Source organism: Arthrobacter sp. S41, from assembly GCF_004320535.1.
Taxonomy (GTDB): domain Bacteria; phylum Actinomycetota; class Actinomycetes; order Actinomycetales; family Micrococcaceae; genus Glutamicibacter.
This window is the reverse complement of the sequence record NZ_SIHY01000003.1, coordinates 312,479-334,732: the sequence shown is the minus strand read 5'-3', so window position 1 is coordinate 334,732 and position 22,254 is coordinate 312,479. Positions and strand designations below refer to the sequence as shown.

The 22,254-nt window shown below is 55.8% G+C and carries 23 protein-coding genes and 4 tRNA genes; 16 read left to right on the top strand and 11 right to left on the bottom strand.

Annotation, left to right across the window (positions count from 1 at the left end):
* Positions 1-36: 36 nt before the first annotated feature.
* Entirely contained in the window at positions 37-417 is a 381-nt protein-coding gene (locus EYR88_RS15550; protein ID WP_131090665.1) for a hypothetical protein, read from the bottom strand.
* 154 nt (positions 418-571) lie between these two features.
* Here EYR88_RS15550 and EYR88_RS15545 point away from each other — a divergent pair, with 154 nt between their 5' ends.
* Together EYR88_RS15545 and EYR88_RS15540 are read left to right on the top strand one after the other, a co-directional pair.
* The gene (locus tag EYR88_RS15545; RefSeq protein WP_242632626.1) at positions 572-1,078 is read left to right on the top strand and encodes a GNAT family N-acetyltransferase; all 507 of its coding nucleotides are present in this window, start codon (positions 572-574) and stop codon (positions 1,076-1,078) included.
* A complete protein-coding gene (locus tag EYR88_RS15540) occupies positions 1,071-1,898 on the top strand; it encodes a fused MFS/spermidine synthase (RefSeq protein ID WP_131090663.1) in 828 nt (275 codons plus the stop codon). Before EYR88_RS15545 ends, EYR88_RS15540 begins: the two co-directional genes overlap by 8 nt.
* Here the strand turns inward: EYR88_RS15540 and EYR88_RS15535 are convergent.
* Together EYR88_RS15535 and EYR88_RS15530 are read right to left on the bottom strand one after the other, a co-directional pair.
* The gene (locus tag EYR88_RS15535; RefSeq protein ID WP_165477400.1) at positions 1,895-2,398 is read right to left on the bottom strand and encodes a DUF2087 domain-containing protein; all 504 of its coding nucleotides are present in this window, start codon (positions 2,396-2,398) and stop codon (positions 1,895-1,897) included. The two genes, EYR88_RS15540 and EYR88_RS15535, sit on opposite strands and share 4 nt — an antisense overlap.
* 94 nt (positions 2,399-2,492) lie before the next feature.
* Positions 2,493-3,941, bottom strand: a complete 1,449-nt coding sequence (locus tag EYR88_RS15530) for an NCS2 family permease (RefSeq protein ID WP_131090661.1) — start codon at positions 3,939-3,941, stop codon at positions 2,493-2,495.
* A gap of 170 nt (positions 3,942-4,111) precedes the next feature.
* Here EYR88_RS15530 and EYR88_RS15525 point away from each other — a divergent pair, with 170 nt between their 5' ends.
* A complete protein-coding gene (locus tag EYR88_RS15525) occupies positions 4,112-5,086 on the top strand; it encodes a universal stress protein (protein ID WP_131090660.1) in 975 nt (324 codons plus the stop codon).
* Positions 5,087-5,161: 75 nt separating this feature from the next.
* Here the strand turns inward: EYR88_RS15525 and EYR88_RS15520 are convergent, their stop codons facing one another.
* Together EYR88_RS15520 and EYR88_RS15515 are read right to left on the bottom strand one after the other, a co-directional pair.
* Positions 5,162-6,916: an NlpC/P60 family protein gene (locus EYR88_RS15520; RefSeq protein WP_131090659.1), complete on the bottom strand. Its 1,755-nt coding sequence runs from the start codon at positions 6,914-6,916 to the stop codon at positions 5,162-5,164.
* Positions 6,917-7,442: 526 nt separating this feature from the next.
* Positions 7,443-7,814 (bottom strand): metallopeptidase family protein, encoded by a 372-nt coding sequence (locus EYR88_RS15515; protein ID WP_131090658.1) that lies wholly within the window; start codon positions 7,812-7,814, stop codon positions 7,443-7,445.
* A 134-nt stretch (positions 7,815-7,948) separates the two neighbouring features.
* Here EYR88_RS15515 and EYR88_RS15510 point away from each other — a divergent pair.
* From EYR88_RS15510 to EYR88_RS15495, 4 genes are all read left to right on the top strand, one after another.
* A tRNA-Glu gene (locus EYR88_RS15510) sits at positions 7,949-8,021 on the top strand.
* 55 nt (positions 8,022-8,076) lie between these two features.
* Positions 8,077-8,150, top strand: a tRNA-Asp gene (locus EYR88_RS15505).
* Positions 8,151-8,199: 49 nt separating this feature from the next.
* Positions 8,200-8,272: transfer RNA gene (locus EYR88_RS15500), tRNA-Phe, on the top strand.
* 60 nt (positions 8,273-8,332) lie between these two features.
* A tRNA-Asp gene (locus EYR88_RS15495) sits at positions 8,333-8,406 on the top strand.
* A 56-nt stretch (positions 8,407-8,462) separates the two neighbouring features.
* Here EYR88_RS15495 and EYR88_RS15490 read toward each other — a convergent pair.
* Positions 8,463-9,317 (bottom strand): hypothetical protein, encoded by an 855-nt coding sequence (locus EYR88_RS15490; protein ID WP_131090657.1) that lies wholly within the window; start codon positions 9,315-9,317, stop codon positions 8,463-8,465.
* 2 nt (positions 9,318-9,319) lie between these two features.
* Positions 9,320-10,120: an exodeoxyribonuclease III gene (locus tag EYR88_RS15485; RefSeq protein WP_131090656.1), complete on the bottom strand. Its 801-nt coding sequence runs from the start codon at positions 10,118-10,120 to the stop codon at positions 9,320-9,322.
* Between the two features lie 105 nt (positions 10,121-10,225).
* Here EYR88_RS15485 and EYR88_RS15480 point away from each other — a divergent pair, with 105 nt between their 5' ends.
* Positions 10,226-11,254 (top strand): 3-hydroxyisobutyryl-CoA hydrolase, encoded by a 1,029-nt coding sequence (locus EYR88_RS15480; RefSeq protein WP_131090655.1) that lies wholly within the window; start codon positions 10,226-10,228, stop codon positions 11,252-11,254.
* A gap of 24 nt (positions 11,255-11,278) precedes the next feature.
* On the opposite strand, the gene EYR88_RS15475 is transcribed toward EYR88_RS15480, so the two are convergent.
* Positions 11,279-11,782: a MarR family transcriptional regulator gene (locus EYR88_RS15475; protein WP_131090654.1), complete on the bottom strand. Its 504-nt coding sequence runs from the start codon at positions 11,780-11,782 to the stop codon at positions 11,279-11,281.
* A 187-nt stretch (positions 11,783-11,969) separates the two neighbouring features.
* Between EYR88_RS15475 and EYR88_RS15470 the strand changes: the two genes are divergently transcribed.
* The 3 genes from EYR88_RS15470 to EYR88_RS15460 are packed head-to-tail and all read left to right on the top strand — an operon-like array spanning position 11,970 to position 12,906.
* On the top strand, positions 11,970-12,173 hold the full coding sequence (locus EYR88_RS15470; protein ID WP_131090653.1) for a hypothetical protein: 204 nt from the start codon (positions 11,970-11,972) through the stop codon (positions 12,171-12,173).
* Positions 12,170-12,610 carry a hypothetical protein gene (locus tag EYR88_RS15465; RefSeq protein WP_131090652.1) on the top strand — a complete coding sequence of 147 codons (441 nt, stop codon included), beginning with the start codon at positions 12,170-12,172 and terminating at the stop codon, positions 12,608-12,610. The genes EYR88_RS15470 and EYR88_RS15465 overlap by 4 nt, the downstream gene beginning before the upstream one ends.
* A complete protein-coding gene (locus EYR88_RS15460; RefSeq protein ID WP_131090651.1) occupies positions 12,607-12,906 on the top strand; it encodes a transcriptional regulator in 300 nt (99 codons plus the stop codon). Before EYR88_RS15465 ends, EYR88_RS15460 begins: the two co-directional genes overlap by 4 nt.
* 3 nt (positions 12,907-12,909) lie before the next feature.
* On the opposite strand, the gene nadE is transcribed toward EYR88_RS15460, so the two are convergent.
* On the bottom strand, positions 12,910-13,734 hold the full coding sequence (nadE, locus tag EYR88_RS15455; RefSeq protein ID WP_131090650.1) for an ammonia-dependent NAD(+) synthetase: 825 nt from the start codon (positions 13,732-13,734) through the stop codon (positions 12,910-12,912).
* Between the two features lie 96 nt (positions 13,735-13,830).
* The gene (locus EYR88_RS15450; RefSeq protein WP_131090649.1) at positions 13,831-14,274 is read right to left on the bottom strand and encodes a MarR family transcriptional regulator; all 444 of its coding nucleotides are present in this window, start codon (positions 14,272-14,274) and stop codon (positions 13,831-13,833) included.
* A 39-nt stretch (positions 14,275-14,313) separates the two neighbouring features.
* Here EYR88_RS15450 and pyrE point away from each other — a divergent pair, with 39 nt between their 5' ends.
* Positions 14,314-14,871 carry an orotate phosphoribosyltransferase gene (gene pyrE / locus EYR88_RS15445; RefSeq protein ID WP_207306536.1) on the top strand — a complete coding sequence of 186 codons (558 nt, stop codon included), beginning with the start codon at positions 14,314-14,316 and terminating at the stop codon, positions 14,869-14,871.
* Positions 14,872-14,950: 79 nt separating this feature from the next.
* Here pyrE and EYR88_RS15440 read toward each other — a convergent pair whose 3' ends face one another.
* Positions 14,951-16,165 (bottom strand): LacI family DNA-binding transcriptional regulator, encoded by a 1,215-nt coding sequence (locus EYR88_RS15440; protein ID WP_242632616.1) that lies wholly within the window; start codon positions 16,163-16,165, stop codon positions 14,951-14,953.
* Between the two features lie 81 nt (positions 16,166-16,246).
* Here EYR88_RS15440 and EYR88_RS15435 point away from each other — a divergent pair, with 81 nt between their 5' ends.
* Genes EYR88_RS15435 through EYR88_RS15420 form a run of 4 tightly spaced genes read left to right on the top strand, consistent with a single transcriptional unit; the run spans position 16,247 to position 21,856 of the window.
* Positions 16,247-17,545: an extracellular solute-binding protein gene (locus EYR88_RS15435; protein ID WP_131090647.1), complete on the top strand. Its 1,299-nt coding sequence runs from the start codon at positions 16,247-16,249 to the stop codon at positions 17,543-17,545.
* Between the two features lie 8 nt (positions 17,546-17,553).
* On the top strand, positions 17,554-18,591 hold the full coding sequence (locus EYR88_RS15430; RefSeq protein WP_131090646.1) for a sugar ABC transporter permease: 1,038 nt from the start codon (positions 17,554-17,556) through the stop codon (positions 18,589-18,591).
* On the top strand, positions 18,588-19,475 hold the full coding sequence (locus EYR88_RS15425; protein WP_131090645.1) for a carbohydrate ABC transporter permease: 888 nt from the start codon (positions 18,588-18,590) through the stop codon (positions 19,473-19,475). The genes EYR88_RS15430 and EYR88_RS15425 overlap by 4 nt, the downstream gene beginning before the upstream one ends.
* A 50-nt stretch (positions 19,476-19,525) precedes the next feature.
* Positions 19,526-21,856, top strand: a complete 2,331-nt coding sequence (locus tag EYR88_RS15420) for a glycoside hydrolase family 3 N-terminal domain-containing protein (protein ID WP_131090644.1) — start codon at positions 19,526-19,528, stop codon at positions 21,854-21,856.
* The last annotated feature ends 398 nt before the right edge of the window (positions 21,857-22,254 follow it).

Here is a 22,254-nt window from a genome sequence, read left to right as displayed (position 1 = left end):
CGCTGGCCAGGGTGCTGTAAAAATGCGGAGACGGTACTAGCGTGCCGAGTGGTGTTCGCTGAAGCTGCGTTCGGGTTCCTCGTCGGCCTCCGGAGCAAAAGGTGGGGCCTTGATAATCAAGACGTACATTGCCACAGCGCAGATCACGGCGACCGGGGCTCCGATCCATAGGGCGTATTCGGTGTTGCGCACTAATCCTGCAACAACCGGGCCAATGAGCATCGGGACGATGTAGTAGTAATGCTGCGGTGTGGCCGGGCCCCAAATACGCTCGAGTTTTGAGATGAGACTGAAGCCGGCGGCCAAAAGAATGCATCCGAGCAGGATGACCCAGAGCGTTGATGAAAGGCTGATAGTCAGGGTCAGCGAGCCGACTAGGCCCGCGGTTAGATAGGCGTACTTCGTATTTTGATGCAAGCCTTCTCCCTTTTCTGCTCCAGTTTGATTTGATGCGATACATGTATTTTTTCAAACCTTTGGACAGTTCGCAATGCTACTTAAGTAGGAGGGGTGCCGGGAGCGTTGAAAGAAATAAGCCCAAGCACTGCCGTAGGCTAGAAATGTGCCACAAATGAACGACTACCGAATCCGACTGGCGACCGAAAACGACGTACGCCCAGCCTTGGAAATGAAACTTGATTCCTGGCGCGAAGCCTATGCTGCGTTACGCGAGCCCTCCTTCTTCGCCCATCACCAAGAACAGCTCGAAGGCCAAGTAGCTTGGTGGGAGCGGGGCTTGGCTTCCGGCGCGCAATTTTTTATCGCCGAAGATGAGCAGGGCAAGATCATTGGCCTTGCCGGCGGTACCCCAACCATTGAAGAAGACAAAGACACCGGCGTTGAGATCGAGCTGGGCATGCTCTACGTAGAAAAGCAGTACTACGGCAGCGGGCTGGGTGCACACCTGATGGACGTGGTGCTCGGTCAGCGTGATGCGCTGGTTTGGGTGCTGGAAGGTAATTCGCGAGCCCAGGCCTTCTTTGAAAAGCAGGGTTTTAAAGCCGATGGAACTACCGAGTCACTGGTGGGCACCTGGCAGGGATTGATTGAAAGACGGATGGTACGCGCCCATGGCTAGGGACTCCAAGGACTCATTGCTCGGCGAATTCCCCATTGATACGGGCACAGCCATTATTGAGTCCGATCCCTACGGCGGAAACCGGTACATCCTCAAGGTCAACGGGGTCCCGTCCTCGCATATTGACCTCGACGACCCGACGTACCTGGACTTTGAGTACATGCGCTGGATGGAACCGATTTTCACCTATGGTTTCCCCGCCGAAGACTTTGACGGCCGCGCCCGAAAACTGCGGGTGCTGCACCTAGGCGGCGGCGGTTGCTCGATGGCCCGCTGGGTGGCCGCGAGCTACGAGAACGCTCGCCAGGTGGTGGTGGAGCTCGATGCCAAGCTGGCCGAGCTGGTCCGTACCTCATTCGACGTGCCTCGTGCTCCGCTGGTGCGCCTTCGTGTGGGCGATGCCGCCGCGGTATTGCCAACCCTGAGTGATGACAGCCGCGACGTCATCATCCGCGACGTTTTTGCCGGAAGCACCACACCGCGGCAGCTGACCACGGTGGAGTATGCGCGAGATGCCCAGCGGGTTCTGGATGCGGGAGGTGTGTACATCATCAACTGTGGTGACACCGCCGATCTGGCCGGAGCTAAGGCTGAGGCCGCCACCCTATTAGAGGTCTTTGAACACGTGGCCATGATCGCCGACCCGCCAATGCTTAAGGGCCGTCGCTACGGGAACATCGTGTTCTTGGCCAGCGACGAACCATTGAAGCTCGGGGCCGGATTTGAACGCAACCTGCGCACCGCACCCTTGCCAGCACAGTTGGTTGCAGGGGCAGGTGTGCAACGCTTCGCTACCGGCGCCAGCGCAATCCTGGCCTAGTTAGCGGCACCGCGCTGGTAGCTGGAGCCATCAGCAGCACGCAGCAAAAGGCCGTGATCAACCATGTAACGACGCAACAGTGCCACATCGGGGTGAAAGACCCGCAGGCGCTCATTAACCTGTTCCTCGCGCAGTTGATCATCCTGGCCGATGATCGCATCACGAAGGTAGACCAGTACCTCGTGGCGGTCCGCCGGCTTGGCCGGCAAGGTATCCAAACGGTGACCGGTGAAAAAACGCTGAATGCCGCTGGACTCCGGCTTTGTTGCCGCGGCCGAGGCTAGCGTTCGCTCCAAGAACTGCTCGTTGAGTACCCAACAGTCATCCGCTTCGGATAACAAACCGATTTTCACCCAGCGCGCTAAATCTTTGCGTTGGGTTTTGGCAGGTTGCTCAGCAAGGTCGGACCCGGAAAGCACTGCACCAAGAAGCTGACGCATTGAAGGGTTTTTTAGCCCGGCAGCAACCTGAATCCACTCATTGGTCTGTTGTTGACTCATGAGCAACAGTCTAACCATTTTCTGCCTTTGCTCTGGATGCACAACAGCCCGCCATGACTAGGTCATGACGGGCTGTGAAGACAAGTGGTGAGTATTAGACCCCAACCCACATTTCAATCAAGCCAATGCCGAAGAACAGCACAAAGGCCGCGGAAACAACCCACATCAATGGGTGGATTTCCTTGGCGCGGCCCTGGGTGGCGCGGATGAAGACGTAGGAGATGAAGCCTGCACCGATGCCGTTAGCGATCGAGTAGGTGAAAGGCATCAGGGTGAAGGTCAGGAATGCTGGCAGCGCAATGCCCCAGTCGTTCCAGTCGATCTTTGAGACCTGAGTGATCATCATGAAACCAACAACTACCAGTGCAGGCGCCACAGCTTCGAAAGGCACCAAGTAGATCAGCGGGCTCAGGAACATGGCCACGATCATCAACAGACCGGTCACCACAGACGCCAGACCGGTGCGTGCACCTTCGCCGATGCCGGCGCCGGATTCCACAAAGATTTGCGCCGAGGAACTCGAGGTACCGCCACCGACGATAGCGCCGGCTGCATCAACCATCAGGACCTTATCCACGTCTGGGATCTTACCGTTTTCATCCATGGTGCCAGCTTCAGAAGCCAGACCAACCATGGTTCCCATGGCGTCGAAGAAGATCGATAGCAGGATCACGAAGGCCAGCAGCGAGGCGGCGGTGAAGCCCAGCTTGCTGAAGGCGCCGAAGATGTTGACGTGCCCGATCAGCGACAGGTCAGGCAAAGTCCAGTTTGGCAAGGACGGAACAACCAGCGACCAGGTGCCGGTCTTAAACGTGCCAATGTGGAAGATGGATTCAAGGATGTTGGCGATTACCGCGGAGACGACGATACCGATCAGGATCGCGCCCTTAACCTTGCGGACAACTAAAGCCATGGTCAGCAGCAAGCCGATGATGAAGACCAGGATTGGCCAGCCCATCAGTTCACCATCAAAGCCCAGTCCCACCGGGACGGTGGTGTTCGCGGCGTCCGGGATGCGCTGCACGAAGCCCGCGTTGACCAGGCCGATCAGCGCGATGAACATGCCGATGCCCACGACGATGGCCGTTTTCAGCCCGGCCGGAACCGCGTTGAAGACCGCGGTTCTGAACCCGGTGAGCACCAGGATGAACATGACCACACCGGCGATGAGCACCAGGCCCATGACGTCGGCCCAGGTCAGTTCCGGGTTGGTGGCCACGGTGATGGCCACAAAGGCGTTGACGCCAAGGCCGGTGGCCATGGCGAAGGGGTGGCGGGCCCAGATGCCCATGAGGATGGTCAGGATGCCGGCCACAAAAGCGGTCACCGCGGCAACGCGCTGGATGCCCAACTCGCCGCCCGAGGAGTCGGCGCCGGAAAGCACCAGCGGGTTGAGGACGACGATGTAGCTCATCGCGAAGAAGGTGGCGATGCCGCCGCGAACCTCGGTGGAGAACGTGGAGCGCCGTTCCGAAATCTTGAAGTACCGGTCGATCCGCGCGGCCGCAGACGTGCCGGAAGCAGTTTTGGTGGAGGAGGACATGGAAAAATTCTATGTTGTTTTTGTTGCGTATCGATATCTAACTTCTAACTAACTAGGCACAATCAGAAAACTTTAGACCCAACTCACACCTAGTAACTGCCAAAGCAAGTACATTGGAGGTAAGGGAAATCACACCCATGTTGATCTGAGGTTATGAAGGAGCGATTCAGATGAGTGATGAAGCGCCAGTCGCAGCAGAAAAGATCGAAGGAATTGTTGTCGGTGTTGATGGTTCGCAGCAAAGCAAGTGCGCTTTGCGGTGGGCCGAACGCGAGGCGGTGCGCCGCGGAAGCGTGCTGAATATCGTTTCCGCCTACACCATCCCGGTCTTCGCCGCGTCCTCCATGGATGCTGGTTACTCGACCCTGGACGATGATTTGATTCGCGGCGGAGCCGAGGAAATCGTCCGGCAGGCGCGGGCCGATCTTGAAGGCAGCCAGGCGCAGATCCGCACCTATATCGAATCCGGGGATCCGGCCGGTGTATTGCTGGATCTTAGCGCGGATGCGGAGCTGGTTGTTGTTGGCACCCGAGGCCGTGGTGGCTTTGTTGGTCGCTTGCTCGGCTCGGTGTCTTCGGCGCTTCCGGCACACTCCAAGTGCCCTACCGTCGTGGTGCCTTTGTGCATGTCCAAGGAGCAAGAAGCCGGAGCCGCGAGCACAAATGAGCGCAAGGCGGTGGTGGTTGGTATTGATGGTTCGGACCGAGCTCGTTCGGCCGTGCTAGCTGCCGCTGATGCTGCGATGGCCATCGGCCTGCCGATCCGACTGATTTGTGCGGTGCCGCCGGTGGGTGCAGCGCTGGCATGGATGCCAGCGACCATCGACCAGGAGGCAGTGCTAGAAGATGTCCGCTATCAGATGGGCGTTGGAACCCGATGGCTTAATTCCCACTACCCAGATTTGCAGATTGAAACCGACGTGGTTTCTGGGCCACCGGTGGAGGTGCTGATTCGCGAGTCTGAGCACGCGGTACTCACGGTGACCGGTTCACGAGGTCGTGGCGGATTTACCGGCATGCTGTTGGGCTCCACGTCTCAGGGCGTGCTGCACCACTCCAAGGGGCCGGTGATGGTGGTCCCTGACTCGGAGGATCCTCGCTTGGCTGATCGTCATAAGTTCGATACTCGCGCCCAGGAACAGTAGAAATAACTAAATGAACATAGACTAACGGCCACACACCCCAAGGGTGTGTGGCCGTTAGTCTATGTTGGCTGCTGCTTAGTAGCGAGCTGCCTGTGAGTACAGGTTGTTGACCCAGCTCAATGGCGTTACCGAAATACCAACACTTGGGTTACGGGCGTGTACTACGTTGCCGTTACCGATGTAGATCGCAACGTGGTAGAACGATGCGCCACCGTTGGAGGACGAGAACACCAGGTCACCTGGGCGCAGGTTGCTCAGCGACACGTGCTGTGGTGCGCTGAAGAACTGCTGGGTCGAGGTGCGTGGCAGGTTGATGCCCGACTGGCCGAAAGCACGCTGCGAGAAGCTCGAGCAATCAAATGCGTTTGGACCGTTGGCACCGTAGACGTAGTACTTGCTTGGATCGTCAGCGGTCTTTAGCGCCCAAGCGAAAGCAGCCGAGTAGCTCTTACCTGAAGACTCTGGCTCTGGCTCAGCGGTCTTGGTTGGCTCTGGCTCAGCAGTCTTGGTTGGCTGTGGCTTTGGAGCTGGCTTAGGTTCGGCCGTTTTGGTCGGCTTAGGTTCAGCGGTCTTGGTTGGCTTTGGTTCGGCCGTTTTGGTCGGCTTAGGTTCAGCGGTCTTGGTTGGCTTTGGTTCGGCCGTTTTGGTCGGCTTAGGTTCTGTAGTCTTAGTCGGCTTTGGCTCTGCAGTCTTAGTCGGCTTTGGTTCGGCCGTCTTAGTTGGTTTTGGCTCTGCAGTCTTGGTTGGCTCAGGATCAGCCGACTTAGGAGGTTCTGGAGCGAGGGTAGGAGTTACCGTATCGAGCTCTACAGCCTTTGGCCTGACCGTGTCCTCTTCTTCAGAGTCCTCGGTAGTCTCAAGTTCCGTTGGTTCTGCTACGGCCTTTGGCTTAACCGTGGCTTCTTCTTTGGAGTCTTCAGTTGGCTCAAGTTCCTGTGGCGCAGCTACAGCAAGTGGCTTGATAGCTTCAGGTGCTTCTTTTGGAGCTTCGGCAGTGTCTGCAGTAGCGATAACCTCTTCGAGGGCTGCTTGCTGCTCTTCGTTCTCTTTTTTCTCAACTGCCTTGCGAACTTCAGCCTTTTCCTTCTGCTGCAAAGTAGCAAGGTTGCTGATTAGTTCATCGCGAAGCTTCTTTTCCGGATCAACAGCGTTCTCATAGGTGGAAAGAGTGCTGTTGGCGGTAGCTGCGGCGGAGTCGTAATTTGCGGCGGCATCTTCAGCGGCGCTTTGTGCTGCGTCAGCGTATTCCTGCCATGCCGAAACCAGTGCTTCAGCTTCGGAAGCGGTGTTGACCGACTTCACCTGCTGTTCGCTCAGTGCGTCAATGGTGGCGGCCTTTCGGAACAGGTCACCATCCTGGTTGTCATCCAGCAACAGGCCTAGTGTCGAGTTGCCTGCACCGTTGCGGTAAATATCAGAGGCGATAGCGCCTAGATCCTTGCGGCTCTGTGCAAGGTAGGTTTTTGCGTAATCCAGCTGCTGGACTGCCTTCTTGGCATCAGCGGTGCGCAGATCGCGCTCTTCGCCGGCCGATAGCAGTGACTCTTGCGCCTGAGCAGCTTCGTTTTCTACTCGCTGCATTTCAGCGCGGCTGGAAGCCAGGGATTCCTCGATGCGAGCGATCATCGCGTTCGTCGAGTCTTTATTCTTCTTGGCTTCTTTGATCTCTGCGTCAGTAGGCAACGCGGAAGTGCTTGGTGCAGCTGCAATGGACACAGATGCAGGGAACGTAGCAGCGGTTGATGCGGAAGCAGGTAGAGCACCTGCAAGGCAGGATGCTGCTAGGGCCAGCGTGCTTGCGGCAACACTGAGCGTGTGGCGAGTAGCCATATCGTTCCTCACTAAGTACTTGGATGACGTGGAATCTTGAAAACGTGACTCTCTGAGGTAGAAAGATCACGATTTGGATAAGACTCCAATTAGCACATTAGGCTAATCGTGACACCCTTGGCAACACTGTTCACATCAGTCACATGAATCCCAAACGTGTAATTCATCTGCGGTTTTAGCGCGTGATCTGCGGGAACGTGTAATTGCGCGTGGTGAACTTTCTGAAAGAAACCTTGGAAAAATTTTCTGAATTTATGTCCCGAGGCTTGGTGCACTGAACTAAAGGTGAAGCGTTGGTAACGCGGGCAGCACGTCCCGGGGGTGATTCCTAACGACAGTAAAAAGTGGGTGCGTTAATAGGGAGCGTTTGGCACGTACTGGAAAGCGGCAAGATGGACGCAGGCGTGTTCCCAAATATCCGCGCGAGCCAGGCGTGTGGTCCGCCTCTCTTTTATTCGGTCTCTGGCCACCAGCTTCGTTGAACTTTGTGAGGCAGATCTCAAAACAAGTTTTTGCGTTTTTTGCCTCAGGACCACCCCAAAGCATGCAATTTTTCATCATCGATTCCAAAGTGATGGGCCACTTCGTGCATGAGCGTGATTCGAATTTCACGCACCACGTCTTGATAAGTTTCGCAGGCCCGAAGGGTCGGATTTTTGAAGATTGTAATGTGGTCAGGCAGCGCTCCGGCGTCCCATCCTGAATCTCTCTCGGTGAGGGCTGTACCCTCATAAAGCCCCAAGATTTCAAGGTTTTCTGGCTCGCCTGGACGTGGCGTGTACTCGTCTTCGATGAAGAAAATGACGTTTTGCATCATGTCTATGGCGGAGTCCGGAATGGAGTCGATGGCCTGTTCAACTAGCTGCTCAAACTCGTCGTCGCTGATGTTCAAAAGCATGTTTTCAGCCTAGGCGAGGACGCTGAGTTGAGCATCGAAAATTTGGATCAGGAGCCGATTTTGCGAAATCAAAAAACCCCACGTATAGTTATTGGAGTCCGCTACGGAGAAGCAAGAAACCGAAGCGAACTTAGGCCCCCATCGTCTAGCGGCCTAGGACACCGCCCTTTCACGGCGGCGGCACGGGTTCGAATCCCGTTGGGGGTACAAGCAATCATTTTATGATTGTTAGATGGAGAAATCCATTGGCTTGCGAAAGCAAGGCCCTGTAGCGCAGTTGGTTAGCGCGCCGCCCTGTCACGGCGGAGGTCGCGGGTTCAAGTCCCGTCAGGGTCGCTCAATTTACTAATCTATTAGTAAATTTGGTGTCCACTTAGTGGTACCAGGCTCTGTAGCTCAGTTGGTAGAGCGTTCGACTGAAAATCGAAAGGTCACCGGATCGACGCCGGTCGGAGCCACGCAGGCCCTCGGTTTACCGAGGGTTTTACTGTGTGTATTGAAATAAATTCAAAACACTAGGCCCTGTAGCGCAGTTGGTTAGCGCGCCGCCCTGTCACGGCGGAGGTCGCGGGTTCAAGTCCCGTCAGGGTCGCATATGAACAGAAGCTCCGGTTTGATTACCGGAGCTTTTGCTGTATCTACAGCACGTCAGTTCGCTCGACCAAGGTGACGCGGACCCAACCATCGGTTGCTCAAACGGCGGTATGCCGCAGCTGCGCCTGTCATGTCACCATCTTCCATTGCTTGAAGGCCATCCAAGAGATCACTGGCGGAATCATCGGGCCAAACAATCTCAGCCAGTAGCCCATAGTCCAGCTCAATTACCGAGCGGCTATCAAAGGACTCGAGCCAACTGCCGAGGTCTCCTAGCTCTTCAAAAAGCTGGGACTGCGGCGCATGGGTAACTAAAGTCTGCACGGCCCAGGCTAGGCGCTCTACGGCCTGTTCAAAACCGATATACATGCGCACGGTCTTCAGGCGTTCACCCTCGTGCACCGTTTCGCATTCGTCGTCTTCACGGAACAGCGCAAACCAGCTCAGCGGAATTCCCCACGAAGAGGTACGGGTATGTAGGTGTGTTAGATCTGCAGCCAAACGATCTGGATCGATCCGCTGTGAGTTGGCTTCACGAGAAACCGGCGGAACCAATAGATCGAATACCTCGGGGCGAATGGCTTCTTCGGCTTGTTCTGTCGCCAGGAAGCTGCGGGCTTGCAGTTGCCCGGGGCAGTAACGGGTATGTTCGGTGCCCTGATAGTCCAAGGTCTTCACGCTGCGGAAGAATTCGGGCTCGTTGTGTGGGAACGGGTCTGAGACGCTACGCAAGGTGCGCTGCCATAGACGTGCGTTCTCAAACTCATCCCATTGATCAGCGGTGCGTGCCGGCGCACGCAAGATCATCGACTGGGCCCAATCTTCAAAGGTATCTAGTGGTTCGTAGACACGAAGAAGTGCTGTGGCCGAAGTAAGTTCGCTGGTGGGCCCAGTCAATTTTGGGTTCATAGTTAGTCCGACAACTCCACGATGACAGGCGCGTGGTCACTGGCGCCCTTACCCTTGCGTTCTTCACGGTCAATGCTCGCAGAAGTCACTCGCGCGGTGAGGGCCGGGGAAGTTAGCGAGAAGTCAATGCGCATACCTTCACCCTTTGGGAAGCGCAGCTGGGTGTAATCCCAGTAGGTGAATTGTCCCTCAGTGTAGTCGCGAACTACATCCTTGAATCCAAGCTCCTCAAAGGCGCTGAAAGCTGCGCGTTCGGGTGCGGAAACATGGGTGAGCTTGTTCTCTAAGAAGAAGTCGATATCCCAGACATCTTCATCTTTCGGTGCGATATTCCAGTCACCCATCAAAGCGATCTGCGCTTCGGGGTTTTCGCTGAGCCACTGGCCAGAACGCTGCTTCAGCTCATCAAGCCAATGAAGTTTGTAGGCCATGTGCTCATCGTCTAGGGCGCGACCGTTGGGAACATAGAGGCTCCACACCTGGACTCCGCCACACGTCGCGGCAATGGCGCGCGGTTCTTGAATCGGGTTCTTGCCACCCTTGCCAAATTCTGGCTGGCCCGGGAACGTTCGTTGTACATTTTCGAGTCCCACACGGGAGGCGATGGCTACACCGTTCCACTGGTTCACGCCAAAGTGGGCTACCTCGTAGTCATTGTTCTCAAACAATTCCCACGGAAAATTATCGTCTTTGCATTTTGTTTCCTGAATAGCCAGGACATCTACATCTGAGCGCTGCAGCCAATCCTCCACGCGGTCAGCGCGGGCTCGTAGCGAGTTCACATTCCAAGTTGCAATCTTCACTAGTTCAACCTATCAAGTTTGCGGAAGTGTGCCACTTCAATTTACTCGGAAGCCCGAGTATATTCTTAGTCAAACTGTGGCGCCATTCATTCCAAGGAGGCAACGTTGCCTGAAATTTTGACTGAACGACGTGGGCATTTGGGTTTGATCACGCTGAACCGGCCCAAAGCGCTGAATGCGCTTAATGCCGAAATGTGCCAGTTAGCTCTTGAAGCTTTGTTGCAGTGGCGAGATGACCCTGAAATTGTTCAGGTGGCGGTGCAAGGTGCAGGGGAGCGGGGACTGTGCGCCGGTGGCGACATCGTGGCTATTTACCGAGACATCAAGGAACGCACCGGTTCTTCGGAGAATTTTTGGCGTATTGAGTACCAACTCAACGCCTTGATCAGTGAATACCCCAAGCCATATATCGCCATCATGGACGGAATCGTACTTGGCGGTGGCATCGGAATCTCCGCCCATGGCAGTCACCGAATTGTCACGGAGACAAGTCTTTGTGGCATGCCTGAAGTGGGTATCGGTCTGTTCCCAGACGTTGGTGGAACGCACCTTCTAGCTAAGGCGCCTCAAGCAGCAGGCCGCCTTGCGGCCCTGACCGGAACCAAATTTGGTGCAGCCGATGCCATGCTGCTCGGCCTGGCCGATGTTTATGTTCCGCAGGCGCGGCTAGCAGAACTGCTAGAGAAGCTGGCCAGTGAGCCGGTGGATGCATTATTGGGGCATTTCGCTGAAGAGCCAGCCGAGGGGTTTATGCACGAAGAATGGGTGCAGGCTTTCACCCATCAGAATCTGCGAACAGTGTTGCTTGAACTTCACAAAGAATCGGCTCCGAAGGCGCAACAGATGGCGAAGGCGCTGCAAGCTGCCTGCCCAAGTTCGGTGCGACTGACCGATGAGCTGATACAACAAGCCGGAGGAGATCTTCGGGTGGATCTCCAGCGTGAATTCCGTGCAGTGGTTCACCGGTTAGATGATCCTGATTTTGCTGAGGGTATCCGGGCCGCGGTTATCGACAAGGACCGGACGCCACACTGGGTTGAATACCTGCCGGGCCTAAGCCACGAACAACGCACCGCAAAACAGCTCGGTCCCCTTCCCGGGGCGGAGCTGAATTTTGCATTGCTGGAGCACTAAATTTCGCGCTGATGGTTTGAGACTTTAGACGAAGTCTCCGGAGGCTTTGCGGAAGCGGGAGAGGATCTCAAATAATTCGGTAGCGTCCGAAGCACAGAGATTGCTCTGGGCAAAGAGCAGTTCGTTAAGATCATCGCGGGCCGCGTTTAATACCTGCTGACCTTGTTTGGTCAGTTCTAATAAACGCGTGCGCCCATCGGTAGGGTGCGCCATGCGCCGAACCAAACCGGTGGATTCCAACCGGTCTACCGAGTTGGTCAGGCTGGTGGCGTGAACCTGTAGTAACTCGCTGGCCTGGCTCATAGGCAGGGAACCGCGCTTGGAGAATCCCAGCAGTGCAAGCACCTCAAAGCGGGCAAAGGTCAGGCCATGAGGCTTCAGGATGGAGTCGGCTCGTTGTAAATAAATTGAGGCAGTACGCATCACTGCGGTGATTGCTGCCATCGGTTCGGCCTCAGCTTTCCACCCGTGTGAGATCCATTGTTCTCGCGCTTGGGCGATCGGATCGCGGGACAAAGGTGAAGCCATTGAGATACCCCTAAATTAGAAGACTTAGTCCAACAATATACTTGGACTTCCTAGGGAATGAAAAGAGCGCCCGCTCGACCTGATGGCCACGGTAGCTCAAAGAATGTTTCAACAAGTACTTTCCAATATGGAAAGTACTTGTTAGTCTGAAGGTATTCGTTAGGTTCGCAGGCAAAGGAGTAGGGCAATGAAGATGACCTTCAATTCTTGGTACGTCGCCATCATTAGCGCGGGAGGCTTGATCTTCCTCGCCTTGGCGATGACCGCCTACGTTACCGGTCATTCCTACCTGCTCTGCGTGGGGATTGTTTTCTTTACCGCGGTCACCGTGACGATGTCCTCTATTTACGCACAGCGTCAGAACAAAGCTCGCAAGGCGGCCGGCAAATGAGTTCCGAAGAGCAGATGAATGCCGATGAGCAACTGGCCGCCCTGAATGTGGTGCAACAGCGCATGGAGCGCGCCTCCGGCTACGGCGCCAAACTCATGGGCGTTTACTGCGTGATCTTGGGTTTGCTCATCGGGTCACTAGCGGCCCTATTGCAGGTCTACCGCCCCGAGAAAAACTTCACCGGATTCATTATTCTTACCGCACTTTTTGTCATAGCTGTTGTAGCAATATCGTTGGCCTACGCAAAGCTATACCGTTCACTACCGCGGGGATTTTCCAAACTATATCTTCGCGGATTCTTCGGGAGTATGGCCCTGTACATGGTTGCGGTTGCCATGCTTAACGCGGGTGAAATGGGTTGGTGTGTTACCGCGTTGACGGGGCTTATCGTAGCTGCGCCGCTGTGTCTCACTGGAATAGTGATGGTGCGCAAATGAGCGGCCACGCTCGCGAACGACTCAATGAGGACTTCTCAAATCCGGTCAGACTCTCACTCATGGGATCTTTGCGAGCTGTAGATGAGGCTGACTTTAAAACCCTGAAGGAAACGGTGGGAATTTCCGACTCGGTGCTTTCTAGGCACTTGAGCGCGTTGGAGGCAGCTGGATACGTGCGTATCAAAAAGGGTTACGTAGGCAAAAGGCCCCGTACCTGGGCGAAGCTAACTTCGAGCGGGCAAGAGGCCTTTGCGCAACATGTTCAGGCGTTGAAGGAAATCACCGGATTGGCGTGAGCCTTAGGCCCGCCACCACTTGTCCCAATAGGTGGCTGGGACTGCACGCTTGTGACGGGAATTCACAAAACGCTTCTCGATGGCTTGGGCAGCAGCCTCACTAATCTCGCGACCTTCAAGATAGTCATCAATCTGCTCGTAGGTCAGCCCAAGTTCATCTTCGTCGGTGCGCTGCGGCTGACCATCAAGAAGGTCAGCGGTAGGCTTCTTCGACCACAGCAACTCAGGAGCCTGGAGCTCACGTAATAGGGACTGGTTTTGACGCTTGTTTAAGCCAGCCAATGGCAAGAGGTCTGCTCCGCCGTCGCCAAACTTGGTGAAAAATCCGGTGACGGATTCGGCAGCATGGTCAGTGCCCAGTACCAACAGGCCGCGGTCACCAGCCAGCGCGTACTGCACGATCATGCGGGTACGCGCCTTAGCGTTACCACGGTTGAAGTCGCTGATCTTATCCAAACCGGCATCGGCAATAGCTTCATCCAGTGCGGCGACGGGCTTTGCGATGTTTACTTCGTACTGTTCATCTGCAGCGACGAAATCCATGGCCGCGGCAGCATCAGCGGCGTCTTGCTGTACTCCATGAGGCAGGCGCACCGAGACAAAGCGAGCTTCGCCGCCGGCCTCGCGGACTTCCTGCACTGCCAACTGGGCTAGGCGACCGGCCAAGGTTGAATCAATACCGCCAGAAATCCCCAGCACGAACCCCTTGGCGCCGGTTGCGGCGAGGTACTCCTTGAGGAAATCGACCCGACGCCGGATCTCCTGCGTGGCGTCAATTTCAGGGCGTACGCCCAACTCTTCAATGATCTGTGATTGCAATTCACGCATGTCTTTAATCCTAGGCAGTGGGGGTGGGCGCAGGGCAACTACGATGGCGTTTGCCGCGAAATTTAATCTGTTCTCAACATAGGCGTTGATCAGTGGTTAGGGAGTTTGTGGCTCTTGCTCCGGTTCCCAGCCCAGGCTGCGCGCAATCTTTTCCAGAGTCTGGATAACAGCGTCATATTCTGAGCCGTCTAGATCCTGACCGAACTGCGTGCGGATCTTCTCCACTAGCTCGCTGAGCTTCAGCAGTGAGGTGTGGCCACGTCCAGTGATCGAATACTCACCGTTATGTACGGTGACCCACCCGGATTCCACCAGCTCGGCCAAGTGCTCACTGAGCGACTGCGGTTCATCTTCGGACGCGAAGAAGGGGGAGAGGTCGGTGTTTAGCTGCGCTTCGCTGGCAGGTTGATGTTCTAGCAAGTTCAGGACCTGCCACTGCCGGCGTGTCACACCGTGTTCTTCTAGAGTCGCTGCAAACTGCTCGTCAATCAGCGAATCCACCAATTTTAACCAGTAACCCAAGGGGCGTTGTGCGTTCATAAAATCAGCCTAGCGATGATGCCGACTAGAATCGAGGGTATGAGCGAAACCGGCGCCCGTGCGCGACTAAAAGAACTGATCCAAGAACTAGCCATTGTGCGTGGCAAGGTCATCTTGTCTTCGGGCAAGGAGGCCGATTACTACATCGACCTGCGTCGTGTAAGTCTGCACCAGGAAGCTTCGGGTTTGATCGGCGAGGTCATGCTTGACCTGCTTGATGAAGCCAAGCTGGAATTCACCAATGTTGGTGGTTTGACCATGGGCGCTGACCCAGTGGGCACCGCCATCATGCATACCGCTCGCGCCAAGGACCGCGCCATTGATGCGTTTGTGGTCCGCAAGGCGCAGAAGTCCTACGGCATGGGTCGTCAGGTTGAGGGCCCAAGCGTTGAGGGACGCGACGTCATCGTGCTTGAAGATACCTCCACCACCGGTGGCTCGGCGCTGACCGCAGTTGAAGGTGTGCGCAAAGCTGGCGGCAACGTGATTGCCGTAGCCGTGATCGTAGATCGTGACACCGGTGCCAAGGAACGTATTGAATCTGAAGCTGGCGTGCCGTACCTGTTTGCCTACGGCAAAAAGGAGCTGGGCCTGTAACCAGTAGTTGCTTTTTTGGTCTCACAACCCGCTATTCCGAATCATTCGGAATAGCGGGTTGGCTGTTTTCTGAACTGTTTTAGCTCTGCGGTGGGGCAGCGGTGGTATCGCGCGGAACCAACACGGCAGGTAGCTGGTGCGGCTCGGTGACCTCTTCACCCTGAAGCAAAGCCAAGAGCATGCTCACCGCATGACTACCCATTTCATGCAGCGGCTGGCGCACGGTACTGAGCGCGGGGGCGGATTGGGCAGCGGCGGGAATATCGTCAAAGCCGATAATGGATAGTTCCTGCGGAACGGCGAGTCCACGTGCGGAGGCGACCTCTAGGGCCGCCAAGGCGGAGATATCGTTGGCCGCAAAAATTGCGGTGGGTGGCACCGGTAGGGCGAGGAGTTGTTCGGCCGCTTGCGTCGCGGTGTCCCATTGGTAATCGCCAGCGTGGATCAACTGCTCATCAAATTTGATGCCGGCTTCATCCAGCGCTCGCCGGTAGCCTTCTTCGCGTAGGTGTGCGGAATTCAAATCATCGCGCCCACGGATATGCCCAATGCGTTGATGGCCCAGATCAATGAGGTGCTTGGTGGCCGTATATGCGCCACCAGAATTGTCCACGTCTACGGTGTTGGGCATATCGGTGCCGGCCTGCGGGTCGATGGCGACAACAGGCACTGAGCTGTGCGGGATTTCTACGGTTGGGGTGACAATGATGGCCCCGTCAATGAGCGTTCCACCCAAGCGTGAGAGTGAACGACGTTCCCAGCCGACATGCCCTTCTGGGCTCAGGTTGCCAGCGTAGGCCATGAGGTCATATTTGGTGCCGCGCAGGGTGGCGGATATTCCGTTGAGAAGCTCCAGGGCGAAGGGCTCAAATTCGGCAACCAGGATGCCGATAATGTTCGTTTGAGAGTTGCGCATCGAGGATGCGACCAGTGAAGTTTCGTAACCGAGTTCATTGATGACCTGATGCACGCGAGTGATGGTTCTTGGTGCAACGCCGTAACGACCGTTAACAACTTTGGAAACGGTGGACACCGAAACTTTGGCAACGCGTGCCACATCATTGATGGTCACTCGGCCTTCCGCTGGCTTTTCGGCAGACGTTGGAAACTGCCCAGCGGTGGCATTCACGTGGTGTTGGGTCTCAGGGGTCATCACCCGACTAACAGTAGCGCATAAATCCGCGAAAACAGTGGTGTTTGTGGACTTGTGACCGGTGATTAGCAAATTTTCGATAACGTTTTCGCTAAGGATTTCGAAAACGTTATCGAAAACGATTGACATGACGTGCGTCACAGTGCAATTCTTGGTGGAGCCAAGTGCCTGCCGCGTGGAAGTCGACGGGTCATCACATCATCAATGCACAGGAGCACACGTATGTTGTCCAAGTCCCGAACTGCGAAAATGTTGGCGCTGGCAGCCACTGGCTCGCTACTTTTCTCCGGCTGCGCCTCAGGCTCTGATACTCCTGAAGCCTCGACAAACGGAACCACCACCATCACTTGGTGGCACAACTCGAACAACGGAGAAGGCAAGGCCTACTACGAAAAGGTCGCCAAAGATTTTGAGGCTACACATCAAGGCGTGGACATCGAGGTTAACGCCATGCAGCACGAAGACATGCTCACCAAACTCGACGCCGCTTTCCAAAGCGGTGACACCCCAGATGTGTACATGGAACGCGGTGGCGGGGAACTGGCCGCGCACGTGGAAGCCGGGCTGACCAAAGACCTCAGCGAGCAAGCCAGCGAAGAACTAAAATTCCTCGGAGACACCGCCGGCGGCTGGCAGATCGATGGCAAGACCTACGCCCTGCCGTACTCATTGGGCGCTGCAGGGTTCTGGTACAACAAAGCATTGTTCAAAAAAGCCGGCGTCGACAAGGCGCCCGAAACCTGGCAGGACCTTCTTGACGCCAGTGACAAGCTCAAAAAAGCTGGCATCACCCCAATCTCCGTAGGAGCGGGTGACAAATGGCCGGCAGCTCACTACTGGTACTACGCTGCGGTGCGTGAATGCGCCCAGCAAACCTTGGCTGACTCGGTCACCAATATGGATTTCAGCGACCAGTGTTTTGTGAAAGCTGGAGAAGACGTAGATCAGCTGATCAAGACCGAGCCGTTCAACCCAGGATTCCTCTCCACTCCAGCTCAGTCCGGTCCAACCTCAGCCTCGGGCCTCCTAGCCACCGGCAAAGTTGCCATGGAACTGGCCGGTCATTGGGAACCGGGCGTAATGCAGGGGCTCACCGAAGACGGTAAAGGTCTAGGCAAAAACACCGGCTGGTTCTCCTTCCCCGCAATTGAAGGTGGCCAGGGTGATCCGAAAGCACAGTTAGGTGGCGGCGATGCCTGGGCGGTAGCTCAAGACGCTCCAGACGAAGCAGTCGAGTTTGCCAAGTACATGGTCTCCGAGAAAGTCCAGAAGGGCTTTGCCGAGTTGGACATGGGCTTGCCTACTAACCCCAAGGCCAAAGACTCCGTTGCAGACCCAGCCTTGGTATCCATGATGGACGTTCGGGATAAGGCGCCTTACTTCCAGCTGTACTTCGACACCGCTTTTGGTGCTTCAGTCGGTGGAGCCATGAATGATCAAATTGCGTTGCTCTTTGCTGGCAAGTCCGATGCCCAGAAGATCGTTGATGCCAGCCAAGATGCCGCTGATCTAGAGAAGTGATCCCTACCGTGGCTCAAGAAGTAAGTTTTGTATCAAGTTCGCGTACCGATGACGCTGACCCAAATCCGGTGAGCGTTACACAACCGACCAGAATCAAGTCGGTCAAGGCCAAAGAGCGTCGGCGCAAACCAGCAGATAAACGCAAGAATCTAGAAATCTTGTTTTTCATCAGTCCGGCATTGATTCTCATCGCAGTATTTATGCTGTTGCCCATCATCCAAGCTGTGCGCTTCTCGGTGTACAACTGGAAGGGCTTCGGCCCACTGGTGGACTTTGTAGGGCTGAAAAACTACGCCCGCGTACTGCAAAACGAGGTTTTCACCGATGCGATGATTCATAACCTGATCATCATTGGTGGATCTATCGCTCTGCAATTGCCCATTGGTTTAGGGATTGCTCTCTTGCTCAACCGCAAGATGAAAATCCAATCATTGCTGCGCACCATCATCTTTGTTCCTTATGTGCTCTCCGAAGTCATCGCCGGGGTGATCTGGTTCCAACTCTTGCAACCCCAGTACGGGGTCGTGGACACCATCATCTCCAAGCTGGGCATCCAAGGTCCTGCCCAAGGCTGGCTCGGCACTCCCGAGCTGGCGCTGTGGACGGTACTGGCCGTACTGACCTGGAAGTACCTCGGGCTGGCGGTGATCTTGTTCTTGGCAGGACTCCAAGGGGTTCCCTCGGAGCTTTACGAAGCAGCACAAATCGATGGAGCGTCCTGGTGGCAGATCCAACGCAAAATCACCATTCCATTGTTGGGGCCGACCCTGCGCACTTGGGGATTCTTGTCCATGATTGGTTCACTGCAGCTCTTTGACATGGTTTGGATTCTCACCGGCGGGGGACCGGCCAACTCAACGACCACGATGGCCAGCTTCCTAGTCTCTGAGGGAACAAAACGGCAGAACTTCGGTGTGGCAGCTGCTGCCTCGGTGATCCTGTTTGTCGTTGCGTTGATCCTCGCAGTTTCCTACCAGCAGTTTGTTCTTAAGCGAGACTCGCAGCCAGATGACGAACGAACCAAGCCGAAGAAGGTCAAAGCATGAGCACCATCCTGGCCACCGGACCACAGCACACCCCAACCCAAGCGAAGCGCGCTAAAAAACGTTCCAAAAACCAAGGCGGAAACGTTCTGGTTTATGCCCTTGCGCTCGCCGTAGTCGCTCTAACACTCGGCCCGGTGCTCTATGGGGTGCTTGGTGGCTTTCGCACCAACGCTCAGTTAGCGCAAAACCCTGCGGGGCTGCCGGCCCCATGGGTGTTGGATAACTACCTAGGCGTGCTAAAAAACCCGGACTTCTGGAACTACGCACTGAACTCATCAATGATCGCGGTCATCACAACCCTGATCGTGGTGATCTTTGGAGTGATGGCGGCCTACCCGCTGGCGAGGTATCAGTTCCGACTGCGCGAACCGATCTTTATGGTCTTCGTTTTGGGTCTGCTTTTCCCGGCCACTGTGGCCATCGTTCCACTGTTCATCATGATTACCAGGGACCTGCATATGGGTAATACCTGGTGGGGTGTTGCCCTGCCACAGGCGGCATTCGCCTTGCCGATGACGGTGGTCATTCTGCGCCCGTTCCTGATGGCGCTGCCACAAGAATTGGAAGAAGCCGCCCAGCTCGATGGCGCCAGCCGAATCGGATTCTTCTGGCGCATCCTGCTGCCTCTATCGGGACCGGGCATGGTCACCGTGGGTGTCTTGGCCTTTGTTGGCTCGTGGAACGCCTACCTACTTCCACTGCTCCTATTACAAGGAGATATGCGGACCCTTCCCTTGGGCGTCGCAGATTACTCATCGGAGCACTCGGCGGACACTGCCGGCGTTTTCGCCTTTACCGCACTGGCAATGATTCCAGCACTGATCTTTTTCCTTGCCATGCAAAAGCGCATCGTCAACGGGCTACAGGGAGCAGTCAAAGGCTAATGCGTCCAGGCGAAAACACGCCTGCCCACTTTTTGAAGAATAGGACTTTCATGAAAACTGCCGAGCAGACTTGGCGTAATACCGCATTGCCAACCGAACAGCGCGTAGCTGCTCTTATGGAGCAGATGACCCTCGAAGAAAAAGCGGGGCAACTTGGTTCCTACTGGATCCGTCCAGAGGAAGAAAACCACGATAGTGAAGCCAACGTGGCACCCATGGCTGATACCTTCAGCGGCGGCCCGAGCTTTGATACTGCGATCCAGAACGGGCTGGGGCACATCACCCGTGCCTTTGGCACTGTCCCCGTAGATCCGGGCCAGGGGCGAGACCGGTTGGCTGAACTCCAAGAACAAGTTATTGCTGCCAACCGATTCGGCATCCCGGCCATCGCCCACGAGGAATGTCTTACCGGATTCACCACCTTGGGGGCTACCTGCTATCCGGCATCTATTGCGTGGGGAGCGAGTTTTAACCCGGAACTCATCAAATCGATGGCCGCACGCATCGGTGCAGATATGAAAAAGATGGGTGTACATCAAGGTCTTTCTCCGGTCTTGGATGTAGTGCGTGACTACCGCTGGGGACGCGTTGAAGAGACCATCGGTGAAGACCCACACCTAGTCGGAGAATTAGCGGTCGCCTACGTGAAAGGACTTCAGGGCTCTGGAGTCAACGCCACCTTGAAGCATTTCGCCGGTTACGCTGCCTCCCAAGCTGGACGTAACCACGCGCCGGTATCAATTGGTCCGCGTGCTTTGGAAGATGTGGTCTTCCCACCTTTTGAACGCGCAGTGCGTGAAGCACAAGTGGCGTCAGTAATGAACTCGTACGCGGATATTGATGGTGAAGCACCGGCCGCGAGCCGCCGGCTACTCACCGAAGTCCTGCGTGAACGCTGGGGCTTCACCGGCACCGTGGTGGCCGATTACTGGGCCGTGAGCTTCTTACACAGCATGCACGAAATTGCCGAGAGCGAAGATGCTGCTGGGCTGCTAGCGCTTTCGGCCGGCATGGACGTGGAGCTACCTGAAACCATCTCCTTCGCCAATCTGGCTGAGGCGGTACGTGCTGGGCGACTACATGAAGACGTGCTAAATACCGCGGTGAGCCGGGTGCTGACACAAAAGATTGAAGCCGGGTTGCTGGATCCTGACTATGACCCGCGGGGTGCATGGCTAGGTGACGATACGGAACTGGACTCGATCGAGAATCGAAAGCATGCCCGGGCCATGGCCGAAGAATCCATTATTCTTTTGCGTAATGAGCAGATCCTTCCACTCAAAAGTCCGGCACGCATGGCGGTCATCGGCCCCAGCGCCACACAGCCACGCACCAACCTGGGTTGTTATTCCTTTACCAACCACGTGTACTCGCGCTTCGCTGAACACGAGGACTATGGCGTCGAAATGGTATCCATTCTCCAAGCGCTTGAGGACTCCCCAGCGCTCGCCGGAAGCAACATTGAGTATGTTCGTGGCGTGGACTTCACCGACCTCGATGACAGTGGAATTGAACAGGCCGTTCAGGCCGCCCGTAACGCGGAAGTTGCCGTGGTGACAGTTGGAGATCTAGCCGGACTCTTTGGGCGTGGAACTTCGGGTGAAGGCTGTGACGTGGTGGACCTGAAGTTGCCTGGGCGACAGGCCGAACTTGTTGAAGCGGTCTTAGAAACCGGAACACCTACCGTGCTGGTCTTGGTCACCGGCCGCCCCTACTCGCTCGGACAGTTCGCCCATCGTGCGGCAGGCATCGTTCAGTGCTTCATGCCGGGTGTCGAAGGTGGCCCCGCACTCGCTGCGGTACTGACCGGCCAAGTGAATCCATCAGGCAAATTGCCGGTGCAGATTCCTGACCATGTGGGCGGACAGCCAGGAACCTACCTGACGCCCAAGCTGGGTTGGCACTCTGACGGAGTTTCGAATCTTGATCCCCGTCCGCTCTATCCATTCGGCTACGGCATTTCTTATACAGAATTTGAGATATCCGAGCTGCAGCTATCCCACACAGAAATCTCAACCGAAGGAAACCTGGAGATCAGTGCGACGATCACAAACACTGGTGGATTTGCAGGCGCGGAAGTAGTCCAACTGTATTTGTCGGATGAGGTCTCACAGGTGGTGCGTCCGCGACGTTGGTTAGCTGGTTTTGCCAAAGTTCAGTTGGAAGCTGGTGCTTCGACGCGGGTCACCTTCGACGTGCATGCGGATAGAACATCATTTATTGGATTAGCTGGGCGCAGAATTGTGGAACCGGGCAACTTCATCGCGACGGTCGGCTCAAGCAGTGAAGACCAATCTCACCATGCGACGTTCCGAATTGTTGGGGATATTCGCGAAGTAGGTGAGAGCCGGGTGATGGATACTCCGGTGGTCGTCCAGTAACCGCAATTCATCGCCGCAGCACTGGGTGGAACAGGCTCTTGAGATGCTCCCTCAAAAGTGCCGACTTTTACAGTCCAACTTTCGGTGAGCAGTTCAAAGTCACATCAATTTTTGGGGAGATTCTCCTGCGCGGACCAAACGCACTATCTGCACTCCGACGCGAACGGCTTGTCGAACAGTTCAAGCGGCAAAATCGCTAAAAACCTGTTGGCATTGGGCTTTGGCGTGGACCCCGGACACCGTTTACGTACGCGACAAGACAGGGCTTCGTGACGATTCGGAATACTGTATTTGTCTTCCATCATGGATCTGTTTGACCGCAGCATCCTGAGATTCGCACTTGCGGAGATAGCGGACTCCATCGTTAACCCGCGAAGCCTTAGTTCTGGCCCTGGGGA

What these genes read in the sequence shown, in the direction of transcription:
- EYR88_RS15545 (WP_242632626.1), top strand. Translation starts at nt 572, where the DNA reads ATGAACGACTACCGAATCCGACTGGCGACCGAAAACGACGTACGCCCA.
- EYR88_RS15540 (WP_131090663.1), top strand. Translation starts at nt 1,071, where the DNA reads ATGGCTAGGGACTCCAAGGACTCATTGCTCGGCGAATTCCCCATTGAT.
- EYR88_RS15535 (WP_165477400.1), bottom strand. Translation starts at nt 2,398, where the DNA reads ATGAGTCAACAACAGACCAATGAGTGGATTCAGGTTGCTGCCGGGCTA.
- EYR88_RS15530 (WP_131090661.1), bottom strand. Translation starts at nt 3,941, where the DNA reads ATGTCCTCCTCCACCAAAACTGCTTCCGGCACGTCTGCGGCCGCGCGG.
- EYR88_RS15525 (WP_131090660.1), top strand. Translation starts at nt 4,112, where the DNA reads ATGAGTGATGAAGCGCCAGTCGCAGCAGAAAAGATCGAAGGAATTGTT.
- EYR88_RS15520 (WP_131090659.1), bottom strand. Translation starts at nt 6,916, where the DNA reads ATGGCTACTCGCCACACGCTCAGTGTTGCCGCAAGCACGCTGGCCCTA.
- EYR88_RS15515 (WP_131090658.1), bottom strand. Translation starts at nt 7,814, where the DNA reads ATGCTTTTGAACATCAGCGACGACGAGTTTGAGCAGCTAGTTGAACAG.
- EYR88_RS15490 (WP_131090657.1), bottom strand. Translation starts at nt 9,317, where the DNA reads ATGAACCCAAAATTGACTGGGCCCACCAGCGAACTTACTTCGGCCACA.
- EYR88_RS15475 (WP_131090654.1), bottom strand. Translation starts at nt 11,782, where the DNA reads ATGGCTTCACCTTTGTCCCGCGATCCGATCGCCCAAGCGCGAGAACAA.
- EYR88_RS15470 (WP_131090653.1), top strand. Translation starts at nt 11,970, where the DNA reads ATGAAGATGACCTTCAATTCTTGGTACGTCGCCATCATTAGCGCGGGA.
- EYR88_RS15465 (WP_131090652.1), top strand. Translation starts at nt 12,170, where the DNA reads ATGAGTTCCGAAGAGCAGATGAATGCCGATGAGCAACTGGCCGCCCTG.
- EYR88_RS15460 (WP_131090651.1), top strand. Translation starts at nt 12,607, where the DNA reads ATGAGCGGCCACGCTCGCGAACGACTCAATGAGGACTTCTCAAATCCG.
- nadE (WP_131090650.1), bottom strand. Translation starts at nt 13,734, where the DNA reads ATGCGTGAATTGCAATCACAGATCATTGAAGAGTTGGGCGTACGCCCT.
- EYR88_RS15450 (WP_131090649.1), bottom strand. Translation starts at nt 14,274, where the DNA reads ATGAACGCACAACGCCCCTTGGGTTACTGGTTAAAATTGGTGGATTCG.
- pyrE (WP_207306536.1), top strand. Translation starts at nt 14,314, where the DNA reads ATGAGCGAAACCGGCGCCCGTGCGCGACTAAAAGAACTGATCCAAGAA.
- EYR88_RS15435 (WP_131090647.1), top strand. Translation starts at nt 16,247, where the DNA reads ATGTTGTCCAAGTCCCGAACTGCGAAAATGTTGGCGCTGGCAGCCACT.
- EYR88_RS15425 (WP_131090645.1), top strand. Translation starts at nt 18,588, where the DNA reads ATGAGCACCATCCTGGCCACCGGACCACAGCACACCCCAACCCAAGCG.
- EYR88_RS15420 (WP_131090644.1), top strand. Translation starts at nt 19,526, where the DNA reads ATGAAAACTGCCGAGCAGACTTGGCGTAATACCGCATTGCCAACCGAA.